9 protein-coding genes, 2 tRNA genes and 1 pseudogene are annotated in these 15,842 nt (G+C 34.5%); 6 read left to right on the top strand and 6 right to left on the bottom strand.

Going from position 1 to position 15,842, the window contains the following annotated elements; all coding sequences use genetic code 11:
• Positions 1–137 precede the first annotated feature (137 nt).
• Both DB891_RS15170 and DB891_RS15165 read left to right on the top strand, forming a co-directional pair.
• Positions 138–210: transfer RNA gene (locus DB891_RS15170), tRNA-Phe, on the top strand.
• Between the two features lie 7 nt (positions 211–217).
• Positions 218–303, top strand: a tRNA-Leu gene (locus DB891_RS15165).
• A gap of 114 nt (positions 304–417) precedes the next feature.
• Here DB891_RS15165 and DB891_RS15160 read toward each other — a convergent pair.
• Positions 418–1,143: pseudogene (locus DB891_RS15160) on the bottom strand (ISAon1 family transposase).
• A 237-nt stretch (positions 1,144–1,380) separates the two neighbouring features.
• Positions 1,381–1,746 carry an ISAon1 family transposase N-terminal region protein gene (locus DB891_RS15155; protein ID WP_116764431.1) on the bottom strand — a complete coding sequence of 122 codons (366 nt, stop codon included), beginning with the start codon at positions 1,744–1,746 and terminating at the stop codon, positions 1,381–1,383.
• 370 nt (positions 1,747–2,116) lie between these two features.
• Here DB891_RS15155 and DB891_RS15150 point away from each other — a divergent pair, with 370 nt between their 5' ends.
• Positions 2,117–2,653 carry a hypothetical protein gene (locus DB891_RS15150; protein ID WP_116764426.1) on the top strand — a complete coding sequence of 179 codons (537 nt, stop codon included), beginning with the start codon at positions 2,117–2,119 and terminating at the stop codon, positions 2,651–2,653.
• An 87-nt stretch (positions 2,654–2,740) separates the two neighbouring features.
• Here the strand turns inward: DB891_RS15150 and DB891_RS15145 are convergent, their stop codons facing one another.
• The 4 genes from DB891_RS15145 to DB891_RS15130 form a co-directional block, all read right to left on the bottom strand.
• Positions 2,741–5,638 carry an alpha-amylase family glycosyl hydrolase gene (locus DB891_RS15145; RefSeq protein ID WP_116764425.1) on the bottom strand — a complete coding sequence of 966 codons (2,898 nt, stop codon included), beginning with the start codon at positions 5,636–5,638 and terminating at the stop codon, positions 2,741–2,743.
• A gap of 211 nt (positions 5,639–5,849) precedes the next feature.
• On the bottom strand, positions 5,850–7,022 hold the full coding sequence (locus DB891_RS15140) for a SusE domain-containing protein (RefSeq protein ID WP_116764424.1): 1,173 nt from the start codon (positions 7,020–7,022) through the stop codon (positions 5,850–5,852).
• 21 nt (positions 7,023–7,043) lie between these two features.
• Positions 7,044–8,558, bottom strand: a complete 1,515-nt coding sequence (locus tag DB891_RS15135) for a RagB/SusD family nutrient uptake outer membrane protein (protein WP_116764423.1) — start codon at positions 8,556–8,558, stop codon at positions 7,044–7,046.
• Positions 8,559–8,568: 10 nt separating this feature from the next.
• Positions 8,569–11,556: a SusC/RagA family TonB-linked outer membrane protein gene (locus DB891_RS15130; RefSeq protein ID WP_116764422.1), complete on the bottom strand. Its 2,988-nt coding sequence runs from the start codon at positions 11,554–11,556 to the stop codon at positions 8,569–8,571.
• Between the two features lie 240 nt (positions 11,557–11,796).
• Between DB891_RS15130 and DB891_RS15125 the strand changes: the two genes are divergently transcribed.
• The 3 genes from DB891_RS15125 (at position 11,797) to pgmB (ending at position 15,836) form a co-directional block, all read left to right on the top strand.
• Positions 11,797–12,819 carry a LacI family DNA-binding transcriptional regulator gene (locus DB891_RS15125; RefSeq protein ID WP_116764421.1) on the top strand — a complete coding sequence of 341 codons (1,023 nt, stop codon included), beginning with the start codon at positions 11,797–11,799 and terminating at the stop codon, positions 12,817–12,819.
• Between the two features lie 915 nt (positions 12,820–13,734).
• Positions 13,735–15,063: an MFS transporter gene (locus tag DB891_RS15120; RefSeq protein WP_189337158.1), complete on the top strand. Its 1,329-nt coding sequence runs from the start codon at positions 13,735–13,737 to the stop codon at positions 15,061–15,063.
• A 113-nt stretch (positions 15,064–15,176) separates the two neighbouring features.
• A complete protein-coding gene (pgmB, locus tag DB891_RS15115; protein ID WP_116764419.1) occupies positions 15,177–15,836 on the top strand; it encodes a beta-phosphoglucomutase in 660 nt (219 codons plus the stop codon).
• Positions 15,837–15,842: the final 6 nt, after the last annotated feature.

Below are 15,842 nucleotides of genomic sequence, written 5' to 3'. Positions count from 1 at the left end.
AACAGAGTAGTTAAGCCCGCCTGCGCAGATGGTACTGCAGTTATGTGGGAGAGTATGTCGTCGCCTTTCTTTTGAAATCCTCATCAATTAATTGATGAGGATTTTTTTATAATTTTCCTAATTTTAGGAAAGTGATCGGTACCTTAGCTCAGATGGTAGAGCAATGGACTGAAAATCCATGTGTCCCTGGTTCGATCCCTGGAGGTACCACTATAATGCTCGGATGGTGAAATTGGTAGACACGCTGGACTTAAAATCCAGTGAACAGTAATGTTCGTGCGGGTTCAAGTCCCGCTCTGAGTACAATAAACTTCATTTAGCTAATGCTAAGTGGAGTTTTTTTGTTTATGGTTTTATGGAAAAATCGGGGATCAATGGGATCAGGGATCAAGTCTAAAACCTGTGGGGGAGCAAAAATTAAGCATAAATATTAGTTAGTCTAAAAAGGAAGAACTCCACGTTTCTGACACCTCTAAATTGAGATCTAAAAGCTTTTATTTTAGCATTGAAAGATTCAGCCGATGCATTTGTGCTTCTGTTATCAAAATAGTTTAATATTGTTTGGTAGTGATTTATTATAGATCTTGAGATTGTATTAAAGGATTTGAAGCCAGATTGATTTACTTTCTCATGCCATTTGGCTAACCTTGAAAGCCCAATAATTTTATCGGTTGTTTTCTCAAAGATATTTCTCAAATCCTGAGCTAAATCGTAGGCTTTTTGGATATCGGGATATAGTTCGAATAATAATGCAGCACGGCCTATTTGGTTTTGTGACCATTTAGATTTGTTTTTATATAGGAAATAACGGCTTCTGGCCGGCAATTACTTAAGGGTGTCTCCATTAGGTAGCACTTGGGATTCGAACTTTCTATTGTCTTTTTTAGCTTTTTCGATAGCATCATTTTCTTGATCTATTGCTTGCCAACGGTATTTTATTCTGATTTCTTGTAAAGCTTCTAGGGCTAATTTCTGAACATGGAAACGGTCGGTGACCTGTATAGCATTTGGAAAACATTTCTTGGCGATTAATCCCATATTTGCTGCCATTTCCAGTGTAATCTCTGTAACTTGATTACGCTGTTTGAGAGGGATTTTTTCAATAATAGATATTACAGCATCAGCTTTAGTTCCGGCAATCATGGCAACTATACTCCCTTTCTTTCCTTTGCCTGCTTTGTTGGTTAAAATTGTATAGAGTTCACATTAGAGAGCGAAGTTTCGTCTATTGACAAGCGTTTGCCTAGGTTTTTCGCAAAGAGAAGCCATTGTTTGGCGTGTGATAGTTGATCCCAGGTTTTGAAATCACTTAAGAAATCTTTGTATTGATATTGTAAATTTCTACCAGAAACTCCATAAAAAGAGGCAATGGCATTACAATCATTTGGCTTGGAATCTATTGATCTCTTTTAAAAAAGACGCAAACTCTTGTGTTACACGAGTTCCGTCTGCTACTAAATTCCAATCTCTAAAAACTACTTTTCCAGTATCCTCATTAAGCCAACTTCTTCGAGTGATATGAAGATATACTTGGTGTCCACGAATAGGAAAATCTTGTACGGTTATCTCATCAAAGAATCCTTTGGAACTTAATTTAGATTCCCGGTATTCTTTAGGAATCGAATTAATCTCTCTTAAGTACAAATGAAGCATCTCGTCTCCCTTTTTATAAGAAGTAAGTTCAAAGTAATTCACTATTATTTCTGGTAATAATAACTTAAGAAGGTCGATAAAAGAATCTTGCATTTGCATATAATTTGGAAATACAAATATCTAGATTTTAATATTTCCCCACAACTTTTAGACTTGATCCCTCAAGTTGGATCAATTACTTTTTCTTTACAACTCTATATATTCGTATTAAAAAACAACAAAAAAACAAATTATTTTTAACAAAAATACTTGACATAATTAACGGTATGCTTTTGTAAAGTTTTATAATTTTATAGTAGTAAGTTTCCATTCAAAATTCAACCCCAAATCACTTTTAAATAGCTATTTAGAAATTAATATATAAATCGCAATCAATTAAAAGGGGAAGAAAACGACATACCTTAATGAAATTTATTTTAATATTTAAATACACCAATTTAAAATTAATTTAATAACAAATATTATGAAATGCTTTATTATTACCTTGATGTTTTTAGGCTGTATCACTTTATCTTATTCTCAAGACAAAAAAATTAGTGATACCAATGATGGAGTTCTTAAGATGACAGAATTACCGGAAGTGGTGATTAAAAGTGCGGGGGAAGATTTTTCAAAGTATTTGCCCGATAATAACCCCGACATGGGAGTTGTAGGTCTTGAACAAAAATTCATTGCCTATGATCTTGGAAAAGACTATGAGGGAGCTGAATCTTATTTACTAACACTAGAAATGAAAAACGGCTCTTTGGCTGCAACTTATGATAGCAAAGGGAAATTAATGGGAGTTGTTGAAAACTATAAAAATGTCAAACTTCCAAGTGCAGTAATATACTCTGTTTGCAAAAAATATCCCGGATGGGCAATTATCAATGATAAATTTCTATATACTCAAGAAGATGGTGATATTATCAAGAAACAGTACCATATTCAAATTAAAAAAGATAATGAGACCCGTAAATTAGTGGTTCATCCCAATGGTGATATCATCAAAGAATCCTAATTTATTTATGCTCTTGTAATAATTTAATCAAAAAAAGAGGCTGTCCCAAAATGCAGGACAGCCTCTTTCTGTTTTAACATATCTTTGCTAATTTATAATAAACTTCATCACTTTTGCCTGATTTTCACTATTATAAATTCTTACAAGATACATTCCATTATTTAAATCACTAATGTTGTAATGATGATCTATTGTTTGATTTTCATTGAACGATTTAACCACTTGCCCGGTAATCGAAAAAATTTGAACTTTAGACGTATCTGTATTTAAAGTAAAATAAGTAGATGCGGGATTTGGATAAATATAAATATCATTTAAAACTTCAAAATCAGTGGTTCCTAACGTACTGGCTTTATTTCCGTATATTCTAAACTCCCCTGGTTGCAAAGTAATAGTAGCATTGGCATCTGTTACAGTATAAGGAGTATTATCCATTAAATTGTACCACGACCCTGTGCTTTGAAAACCTGTAGCTACATTTTTGGCCGTCACATCAAAATTGGCAATAATGAGAACATTTTTAAGTTCTGTATCCGCCAAAGCACTATTCGTAATTTTGATGTTTGGTGTTAGACTTGATACATTAGTCATAGTTGCAGTTCCTGAAAAAACGGCCTCGGTAGTTTTTAAACCAATCATTCTTGCCCAATCATAATAAATTTTATTTCGGGAATCATTTGCAAGCCAATTGTTGACCCATTGCGGTTGTGGTTTAGTGTCCAATTTACAATCTCCAGTAACGGTTGAGGACTCATCATTTACAGTACCATTATTACACGTATAAATAGAAGACTCCCATCCTAGTTCTCCAAAGTGCCATATCATTTTTGGCCCAGGAACCAATAATGAAACAGCTCCTATTGCTGACATTCTGGACAAAGCCACATTTAAAGTTTTTACATTGTGAGATGGATTGGAGGTATTTCCATACTGTAAATTCTTATACATCAAACGTTCTTCATCATGGCTTTCTGCATACCCCATCAATCTATTGGCGGCAAACCCACGGCTTTGACTCGTCATTCCCGAAATATTGGCGGTATAACCCATCGATAATTCATTGTAATTGGTGGTCATTTTTCCCCACATCATAATTCCTTTACTTATTGGGTCTGTAATTCTATAATCGGCCCATTTTTTTTCTTCGCTATTGGTTCCTAAATGTTCAAAAATGGTATAATGAGTAGGATCTAATGACCAAGAATAATCTGCATATTGTTTTAAAATGGTGACTCTGTCTGCTTGTTCCGCATTGGTACAATTATCTTGGCCTCCAGCTACATTCGAAGGGCAATTTTGTGTAAATCCTTTGGTTAAATCCCAACGGAAACCATCAATTTTGTATTCTTCAATCCATTGTTTAATGACTCTTTTAACATAGTTTTGAGTTCTAGGCAGTTGATGATTAAAATCTTCCCCTACATTATAACTGTGCATGGCGGTAGTATTGAAATAAGGATTTTCTGTAGTTGGCGAACCAAATCCATCTCCATCAGCATCATTCATCCACATACGAACCATTGGATTTCTTCCAAAAGCATGATTCAAGGCTACATCCAGAATCACGGCTATTCCGTTTTGATGACATAGGTCGATCAATTCTTTTAATTTAGTACCAGAACCATAAAATTTATCCAAAGCCATGTGAAATGAAGTATTGTAACCCCAACTTTCATTACCTTCAAACTCCATTACCGGCATTAACTCAATGGCATTGATTTTTAAATTTTTAAAATAATCGATACGGTCAATTACATTTTGATAACTTCTATTGGCATCAAAATCTCTAACCAAAAGTTCATAAACTACCAACTTATCTTTTTCTGGTTTAACAAAATTGGTTGTAGCCGTACTCCAAGAATATGGAGTTTGCCCCGTTTGCAAAACAGTTACTTCCTTATCTTGTCCTACAGGGTATGCTGGCATATTAGGATAATTGGCAGCAGGAATTGTTGGATCATCATAAGGCGACAACACTAAGGTCGAATATGGATCGGCAGTTTTTACAAGTGCTGGAGAATTGGCAATAGGTGTTGTTTCTCCAACCCAATATTGATAGGTATAATTTGTACCAGATGTTAATCCTGTCAATTCTAACCAAAATTTTGTAGAACCTACCGTTGCATCTTTTTTCATCGCATAAGTTGTACCTGGCTGCCAGTTATTAAAACTACCCGCTACATAAACAAAATCCTTTAGCGGAGCGTCAAGTACCAAAGTCGCTTTGGTTGCATCAGTTGGATTGTAATTAATTCCATCAATCATTCCAGCAGGAATAGTTTCAGAAATAATAGTCGGATTGATAACTACTGTAAATTTCTTGGTTATGGTGGTTGCTCCTTGAGTCACTGCCAATTCATAGTTTTGATTGTCTATAATATTGGTGTGGTTGAAAGAATAACTAGTGGCTCCCATACTCATATTGATTTCTGCTCCGTTCGATTTTAGATGATAATCCGCAGTACCATTGGTATTGGTTGCAGCAATAGAAAGACTTCCTCCCGATGCTAAAATAGTGGTGCTGTTTTGTGCTGGAGAAGTAAGTGATACTTGAAAAGATCCAACATTAAGAAAAAAATCACCACAAGAAGGCGCTAGCTTTAGTGTTTGAGAACCATCGGCGTTTCTAAAAACCAAGCCCATTTTGGTGGCTGTAGATTGTTGTGAGGCATTCAAGCCATAATAAGTACTTGGTGTAATAGTACTACTCCATGTGCCATTAGTGTTTTTTGTCATCAGTCCAACACCATCATCAGCACCCCAATTTCCTTTTGTCACTGACCATGGATTTGCATCAGTACCTATCCCCGAATGCATGTATACTTTTACAGGAGACGAACCCATCGAGTTGCATGTTGAAGATGCAAATGAAACGGTTATGGTGATTTGATCTGTAACATTAAATGTGGAAGGAGAAACGGTTACTTGCTGGGCAACACTCCCAAGGGATATTAAAAACAATAGTAAAAGTAATGTTTTTTTCATGATTTTAAATTAAGTCAGTTTTTAGTGTTTTTTATTTCTTTCTAAAGATAAGACTATAATAACAGTATAATTAATGCCTAGTAACAAACATTTTACGACAACGTTATAGTGTTAAAAACTTTATTTTTAAAGATGGCTTTTCGGATAGCTTATTCAAAAAAAAGGGACTGTCAGTTAAGACAGTCCCTTTTTATAAATTTAATTTTGATTATTACAATCCTGTTACAACACAAGTTCCATCAAAACCAACTTTTAATTTTGGCTTAGCTCCTGCAGCAACATTAAAGTTTGCTCCAGTACCACCATCACCAACGAATAGTTTATCACCTACGTTGAATGTCCATTCTTTACCAGTTCCGTTAATGTAAAGCCCCGTGTTTTGTGATCTGAATTTCATTTCTCCAGCTGTAATATCAGTTCCAGTATAAGACCATTCGTTAGCAGAAAAACTATAAGTCATAGCTGTCTGAGCACCCCAACCACCAGCGGTTGCAGCACCAATAACGCCCCATTGCATTTTTATCGCTTTACATTTCATGTTATCTAAATCAACTCTCACGTAATATAATCCATCACCATCTGCACCAGCAACTTTTAAATCAGAACTACCACCATCATTTTTCAAAGAGAATTCTTGACCTCCAGATATAGCTGCAACAGCACCGTCAGTTCCGTAATTTCCGTTATCCCAAGTTTTTCCGTCACCAGTAAACTTGAATCCATCTCCAGTCATAACTTGCATGTAACATTCGAAAACTTTAGTTGTACCGTCACCTATGTATTTTAATTCAATCCCTTTTGTATTATCCCAAGCATTTCCACCATAATGTGCCTGTGGTCCACCTACCATATATAAATGCGGTGTAACAACAACTATTTTCTCATAAGCGTTTACTTTGATAGTTTGAACTGCAGAAAAACTTGTAGCTTGAGAAACGGCAGCAATAGCCTTTACTCTTACATCAATGTCTACCAAAGTACCAAATTTAATTGGAGATTTACCGTTAGCCACTAATAAAGCGTTCAATCTATTTACTGATTCATTTAAATTACCAAAAGTAAAATCTTTAGATGTAGTAGAAACACTTTCAGCAAAAACATCTACCGCTTGAGAGAAATCGCTTCCTTTTGGAGCAATTTGCACATAATAAGCAACAGCTCCATCATATTCTAGTGTAGCAGCCGTCCATTTAAAAGTTCCTGCTTTTGTATCTTCGTTAGTACCTTCAATAGAAACAAAAGTAGCAGGAGCAGGAAGTGCTTCTAAAACAGCGGGAGCAGTGATTTTTTCTGTCCCGTATATATTGATACTTGGATCTTCATCTGAGCATGAAGCCATTGTTAATGCTAATAATCCGACTAATAAAAAAGTTAATTTTTTCATTTTATTTATGTGTTTAATTTATTAATATCCTGTGTTTTGTGGTAATAAGTTACTATTTGCAAGTATTGCAAATTCTGGTACTGGGAAAAGTTTACGATTAGGATCGGTATTGTTTTTCTCCCACCAAGTGTTTTGAAATTTACCAAAACGAATTAGATCTTGACGTCTGTGTCCTTCCCACATCATTTCTCTACCTCTTTCTGTTAAGATATCATCAAGAGTAAATCCATTTGAAACTGAAAGTCCAGCTCTAGTTCTAATTTGGTTTACCAAAGCATCTCCAGCACCAGCACCGCTTAATCTAACCTGTGCTTCTGCTTTCATCAATAGAATATCTGCATATCTGAAAATAGCAAAGTCATTGCTTAGATTTTCTTTAGCCCCAGGGGCAATCTCCCATTTGGCTACTCTTACTCCAGACATTTTTACCACTTCTTTACTATAAACGCTATTTGACATTTGAAGTGCCGGAATAAAAGGCGTAAAGATTAATGGGGAATCATTTGCAGCAGGATCCGTAATCACACCGCCAGTAGCAGTATATTGTTGCCCAGACAAAAGCATTTTCTTTCTTAAATCGTTACTTGCAAAAGTGTTATAGTGTGCTTCTAATGTAGCAAAACCATTCCAAGGCGAAGTACTCATTGCAAAAGTAAGCTGAGATAAATAATGCAAAGTTCTCATGTGAAGATTAAACCCTTTGAATGCATCTTGGTCGTAAGCAATCGTATAGATGTTTTCTTTTGAAGCTTCATTTTTAGTTTTAAAAGAATCTAATGGATTAGCTTCTAATTGATATCCAAGCGCCGTAACCTGATCGCAAGCTTGTGCAGCTTCAGCCCATTTAGCCGTTCCTGTATACACTTCAGCATTCAAGTATAACTTAGCCAATAAAGCATAAGCCGTACCCTTATTGATAATACTGTTATTTAATCCTGGTTTTGGAGTTGGTAAAAAAGGAAGACTCTCATTGATGTCTTTAACCAATTGAGCATAAACTTCCGCTCTTGGTGTTCTAGCAGGAAATTCATTAGCTCCTGTAAAAGTCAAAGGCATTGGAATCGCTCCAAAACAATCCATAGCGATGTAAAAATAATAGGCTCTAGACACTTTAGTTTGTGCCAAAACTACTTTTACAGCATCACTTGATGCAGCACCTGCTTCTAGTAATTCAATAGCTCTATTTGCTTTTGGTATATTCCCATAAACAAATCTCCATACGTTTGCTACTGCTTCTGTTGTAGGTGTCCATTCATGTTTACTTAATTGTCTCCATTTACCACCGTCATCCCAGTCAGCTCCTCTTGTAGGCGCAACTGCTTCATCTGATGTTAATTCTTGGACAAACCACCAACCACCATTGTCTAGCATATCTTTTGTTCCTGCAAAAACAGGTGTAGATACCCTAATGGCTTGCTCTGCATTTTCTGGATATTGGCTTCCTAAAAGGTAATCACTATTGGTTGTATCCAAATTGGAACAAGCAAAAGAGAGTAAGCTTAAGCCAACTATACTTATTTTACTTTTTAATTTCATGATAATAATATTAAAATATAATGTTTAAACCAACTGTAAATGTTCTCGTTTTTGGATAGATATTGAATTTATCTGTACCAAAATAAATTTCTTTGTTATCTTTTCCTCCAGAAAAATTAACCTCTGGATCGATACCTCCATAATTAGTTAACGTAAAAATGTTGTTTACAGATGTATAAAGTCTGATTTTAGATACGTTTTTTAGAAAAATAGGGCTTGGGAAATTATATCCTATATTCACGTTGTCTAATTTTACAAAACTACCATCTTCAATAAAATACGATAGAGATTGTGAAGGAGATTCTGTAACACCCGCTGTATCAAGAATTAATGCTTCATGATTCACATTTCTTGTTCCAATTTGTAGTGGGTTGCCAAAAACTTGATTCGTAGCATTGTAAATATCATTACCAACAACTGCTCTAAATGACATAGACATATCCCAGTTTTTATATTTTAAGTAATTACTCCAACCCATTTCAAAATCTGGCAAAGCCTCACCTATGATTTTCTTGTCATCTGTTGTAGCGTCGCTTAAATATTTAGTTTGACCGTTATTGTCTTTAATAAGCCATTTTCCGCTAGAGAAACCTGCATATTCATAACCATAGAAAGTACCTAACTCGTATCCCGCTTGCATTCTTTGAGTTGAAACCCCAATTAAACCAGGTCCAGTAATGAAGTTTACATCTAAATAGCTGTAGTTGTATTTGTCATTACCTAGCGCTAATACATTTTGTTTATTTTGAGTATAAACCAATGTAGTACTCCAAGTAAAATCTCCTCCATCGATTACTTTAGCATTCAAAGTAGCTTCGATTCCTTTGTTTTCCATTTCTCCACCATTAATAAATGTAGTATTTGAGAAATTAGTTTCGATAGGCACGTTGGTATTGGCAATTAACATGTCGCTAATTGTCTTTTTGTAATACTCAACAGACCCAGTAATTCTATCATTAAACAAACCGAAATCTAAACCAACATTTATTTCTGTGTTCTCATCCCATTTTAAATCTGGGTTACCGTTGTTTTTGTAAGTGAAGTTAGTGATTGGATTTCCAGCTGCATCAACAGTTACCTCAGGAGATACTTTTAAATCTTTTGCGTCTACTGGAATATTACTGTTTCCGGAAATACCCCAACTTGCTCTTAATTTTAAGTTGTTGATTGCACTAACGTTATTAGCAACAAAACCTTCTTTTGCAATGTTCCAAGCTACTTGTACTGAAGGAAAAACTCCCCATTGATTATTGTCTCCAAATACAGATGAACCATCTCTGCGGATAATACCCGCTACATAATATTTAGAGTTATAATCATACATTGCTCTTGCAAAATATCCAATATCCTTTCGAGAAGATTTGAATGAAGTATTGTCCCCTAATTGAAGGTTTTCAAAATTCACTAAATTGTCAGATCCAATTAGATTTGAAATAGGATTGTTACCTTGTGCTTTAAAACCATCATAACCAGTATCTCTATAAGAGTAACCCCCTAATACAGTAACATTGTGTACATCAGAGAATGTTTTTTTATAGGTAAGAGTAGTCTCAACCATAGATTGCTCTTTGTTGTTGTACTCTCTATTTCCATAACCATCATAAATAGAGGTTGGCAAATCTCCAGCAACATAAGTGTATTTGTAAGAAGGAGCGAAGTATGTTTTTTCCCAATCTTCTCTAATGTAACTAAGTCCAACTCTAGCATTCAAGCCTTTAACAATTTCTAAGTCAAAACCTAAATTACTATTGATGAATTTGGCATCTCTATCATTTTGAATGTTATTTAAAGGATGTAATGGATTAAAATAACTGTTAACCCCTCCTACTTCTAACAAGCTTCCACCTGCATTATATACAGGATCGGTAGGACGTCTTTGGTAAGCTTGAAAAAGCACTTGGTCTTTTCCGTCTTCACCATAATTAACAAATTTGTTTTTTTCAAGAGTTACAGACACACCCATGTCAACAGTCAATTTGTCATTGAATCCTTTTTGGGTAACATTGATTTTGGCTGTAGTTCTGTCTTTTTCAGAATTTTTGATAACACCTTCAAAAGAGGTATTAGTAACTGATGCTCTATACGTGCTTTTTTCAGTTCCTCCGCTAATTGCAAAATTGTAATTTTTTGTCAATCCAGTTTGTAGAATTTCGTCTTGCCAGTCTGTACTTCCTCCTAAATCAGAACTTGCAATTCCGTTTGCAACTGTATAGTCTCTATATTCTGAAGCCGACAATAAATCTAGTTTATTAGCTACATTATCAATAGCAAGGTAAGAGTTAAACTCTATAGTAGTTTTACCATCTTTTCCTTTTTTAGTAGTAATAAACACTACGCCATTTGCACCATCTGCTCCATAAATAGCTGTAGAAGCTGCATCTTTAAGGATGTCATAAGATACAATGTCTTCTGGTGCTATTGTAGTTGGGTCAACACCTCTTATTCCGTCAACTACGTATAATGGATTTCCACCAGCAGCAAAACCAGCAGCACCTCTAATTTTAACATTGAAACCTTGATTAGGGTCACCACCTTGTTTAGTAATAGTTACCCCAGCAGCTTTACCTTGTAATCCCTGTATTGGATCAATCAATGCTCCTTGCATTAATTTATCCGCAGAAACTTTAGACACAGCACCTGTAGCATCTTTTTTCTTAACACTACCGTAACCTACTTGAACTACAACTTCTTTTAATTGATTGGAGTCTTCTTCAAGCTTAATCGTTATGGCATTTTGAGATCCAACTGTGATTTTTTTTGTTCCGTACCCCATATAAGATATGTTTAACACATCTGTTGGTTTCACATTGGTCAATTGAAATTTCCCATCAAAATCCGTTGAAGTCCCTACGGCACTTCCTTCTATTTTTATATTTACTCCTGGGATAGGCTGCCCTGATACAATATCAAGAACCGTTCCTTCTACTTTGTTCTGTGCCACGGCACAAAGCGGAAGTAGGAGTACTAAAAATAACAACTTTCTATAAATTGTTTTCATACTTTTTGTTTAAATTAATTGTTTTTTGGTTAAGTTTTGTTTACGTTTTCTTTACTTCGAATCTCAAAATTAAGGATTAATTAACACCTCCGACATGACAAAAATTAGACTGAGCTACGAAAACGTGATAGTGTTGAAAACTTTACCTTTTATATTTATTTTTATGTAATTATTTACAATAAATGAAAAAATATTTTATCTTTATTACGAATAGAATAGAATGAATCAAGTAATACCACTATGAAGAGAAAAATCACACTAAAACAAATTGCAAAAGAACTAGACGTTTCAATATCAACCGTTTCAAAATCATTAAGAAACAGTCCCGAAATTGGAGAAGAGACTAGATTAAGAGTGCAGGCATTTGCAAATTTTTATCATTACAAACCCAACAATATAGCGTTAAGCCTTAAAAACAGAAGAACCAAAACAATAGGCATCATCATCCCCGAAATAGTTCACCATTTTTTCTCTACCGTAATTAATGGTATCGAACAAGTCGCCAATGAAAATGGATATAACGTAGTTATATGCCTGTCTGACGATTCATTTGACAAAGAAGTACTAAACATGGAACTTTTGGCTAATGGCAGTATCGATGGCTTTATTATGTCTCTATCTAAAGAAACGCAGTTTAAAGGCGATTTTCATCATATTATAGAAGTTATTAATCAAGGAATGCCGGTAGTCATGTTCGATCGGGTTGCCAATGAGGTAATTTGCGACAAAGTGATTATCGATGACAAACTAGCGGCCTATGAAGCTGTACAAAGTTTAATAGACAAAGGTCGAAAAAAAATAGCCCTGTTGACTACTGCAGATTATCTAAGCGTGGGCAAATTGAGAACGGATGGCTACATCAAAGCTTTACTGGACAACGAATTACCTTTTGATGACGATTTAATTATTAAGATTGAAGATGTCGATACCTGCGAAATCATAATTGCAAGACTACTGGAAGACAAAGCAATTGATGCCGTTTTTGCCGTAAATGAGCTTTTCGCCGTAACCTGTATTAAAACTGCAAACAAAATGGGTTTGAATGTCCCTAAAGACTTAGCGGTAATCGCTTTTACTGACGGAATAATATCGAAATATTCGACTCCAACCATAACAACAGTAAGTCAAAGTGGTATAAAAATGGGGAATCGTGCTGCGCAAATTATTATAGATCGATTAGAATCTGAAGAAGATGACGAAGAAGAAACTTATGTAACCGAAATAATTGAAACCTACCTTATAGAAAGAGAATCGACCAATTAATATCAAATGAAGGTTTGTTATAAAGTATTTAAGATTTTTGATTAACGATTTTTGATTTCAGATGTTAAAAACTACACCTAAACTACTGAGAGCAGACGATTTTAAATTACATACTGCAAAATCTTAAATACTTCTCCAGTTCGCTATCGCTCAGGTCAAAAATCTCTTAATGCTAATAACATTGCCCAATCTATAATTACAACAAGCTGAATAGTTACAATTATAAATCAAAACGGATAGACTGAATAAGTTATTCGTTTTTTTTATTTCCTTTTTTTTATCAAATCTGAAATATTTTGCAGACAAAAAAACATATTTTATTCATTACTACAACCTTGTAGTTGCAAAAATTGCTTTTTATTTATTTATTTTGAATTAAATACAAAAATAAATTTATACATTTACTCCACGTTTACAGCTTTTCTTTTACTTCGAAAAATAAGATAAGTTTTTTTTAAACGATAATTTAATCGTAAAATTTTAACATAATACGATGAAATCAAAAGATGAAAATTCATAAAGCAAAAGAGCGGTTTAATGAGTTTTTATAATGTTTAGTTGTTTATTGCTTAAAGGATTTCTTCCTTAATCAATAGAGCCTTCAGCTATTCTTCCTATCAATATTAAAATTTATTTTACAGCGTTTAGAATTCAAAAACTGAATCGCATGTTTGGATTCAAAAACAGAAACATAGTCTTTTTTAGATGCTAAAAAAACGATTCTGTCTATTAGAAACATGTAAAATTTCAATTATTTGTTTTTAAGGATTTAAAACTGTTTTTATTTAAAATAATAAAATTCTCTTGTTGCATAAGAATTCTTTATTTTTTTGAAAATCAATTTCGATTGATAAAATCAGAAGCTAGTTGATAGGCATTGCGTTTATCCAATACAAACACATAAAATAATTAATAATGGAAAAACCGAAATTAAGTTTTTGGCAAATTTGGAATTTAAGTTTTGGATTCTTAGGAGTTCAAATCGGATATTCTTTGCAAAATGGAAATACAAGCAGAATTCTGGAAGCTTTGGGAGCCGATATTCACAGCATTGGTTATTTTTGGCTTGCGGCACCTTTGGCAGGATTGGTTGTACAACCTATTATAGGTCTATCGAGTGATAAAACCTGGACGAAATTAGGACGTCGTATTCCATTTATATTTTTTGGTGCGATTGTATCTGCATTAGCCATGTTTTTCATGCCAAACGCAGAATACTTTGCTTATCTGTTACCCCCCCTGCTTTTTGGTGCAATAATGCTATTATTAATGGATACATCCTTTAATGTTACCATGCAACCCTTTAGAGCTCTTGTGGGAGACATGGTCAATGACGAACAACGCAATTTGGGGTATTCCCTTCAAAGTGCATTAATCAATTTTGGAGCTGTTTTCGGTTCATTATTACCATGGATTTTAGTGAAAATTGGAATGTCTAATGTCCCTGCAGCCGGAGAAAAAGTCGCCGAATCTGTAATTTGGTCTTTTTACATTGGTGGCGGAATATTATTGGCAAGTGTACTTTGGACTGTTCTTAAAACCAAAGAATATGCACCAAAAGAGCATGCTGAATATAATAAAATCGACCTTGATGCTCCAGACAAAAAGGAAAAAACAAGCATTTTTAAACTAATTGGAAATGCCCCAACAATATTTTGGCAATTAGGAATTGTTCAGTTTTTCTCTTGGTTTGCTTTGTTCTTGATGTGGGTTTACACCACTAGAGCAATCGCCAATCAAGTTTGGGGTCCCGCTGCTTTAGATGCAAAATCAATAGGATTTAACGAAGCTGGAGATTGGACTGGAGTACTATTTGCTTTCTATAGCGGAGTAGCAGCCTTGTTCTCTTTATTGATCCCTTCTATTGCAAAAGCAATTGGAAGAAAAAAAACCTACAGTTTCTCTCTTGTATTGGGAGGCTTAGGTTTGATTTCTATGTTCATCGTAGAAGATAAAAACATGTTGTTGCTGTCGATATCAGGTGTTGGTCTTGCTTGGGCGGCTATTTTGGCTATGCCTTATGCCATGCTATCTGGATCATTGCCAGCCGATAAAATGGGGGTTTACATGGGATTATTTAACGCAACGATAACAATACCACAAATTGCCGCTGGACTTTTAGGTAGTACTTTGATCATGCTTTTTGGAGGAAATCCTATGGCAATTATTGTAATTGCGGGTGTGTCGATGTTAATAGCAGGTTCGGCAGTGTTTTTTGTAAAAGAAACCCACATCAAAAAATAATTTTCTTCCTAAGAAATAAAAAGTGTCCCGATAATTATCGGGATGACAACCAAAATTTAAATATTTTCTGGAAGAAAATACGACTACAAATAAATAATATAAGTAGAATTAAAATGAAAAAGAGTAAAGGATTTATTTTCGATTTAGACGGTGTGATTGTAGATACTGCAAAATATCATTTTTTAGCCTGGAAAAAAATTGCCAATGCGTTAGAAATTGATTTCACATTAGAGCATAATGAATTATTGAAGGGAGTGAGCCGTGTTCGTTCTTTAGATATTATTCTTGAATTAGGAAAAGTTGAAATTTCTCAAGAAGACAAAAACAAATGGTTAATTCAAAAAAATGAAGATTACCTCTCGTATTTAGTCGATATGAATGAAAGTGAAATTCTTCCGGGTGTTATGGATACATTACGCTTTTTGAAGAAAAACAACCAACTCATAGCTTTAGGATCGGCCAGTAAAAACGCCAGACCTATACTAGAGAAAACAGGAACTTTAGAATATTTTGATGCTATTGTAGACGGCAATGATGTTGTCAATGCAAAACCAGATCCAGAAGTGTTTTTACACGCTGCACGATTGTTGAATGTTGCCAATGAAGATTCAATTGTTTTTGAAGATTCGGTAGCAGGAGTTCAAGCTGCAAACACGGCAAATATGGTCAGTGTTGGTATTGGAGAAGAAACAACCTTACATGAGGCACAATACATTTTTAAAGATTTCACAACCATTGACTCTAATTTTCTGGAGTCTCTTATAAATAGATAATAAATT

It is taken from the genome of Flavobacterium laiguense (assembly GCF_003097655.1).
Classification (GTDB): Bacteria; Bacteroidota; Bacteroidia; order Flavobacteriales; family Flavobacteriaceae; genus Flavobacterium; species Flavobacterium laiguense.
The sequence above is the reverse complement of the archived record's forward strand: the minus strand, read 5'-3'. Positions and strand labels throughout refer to the sequence as shown.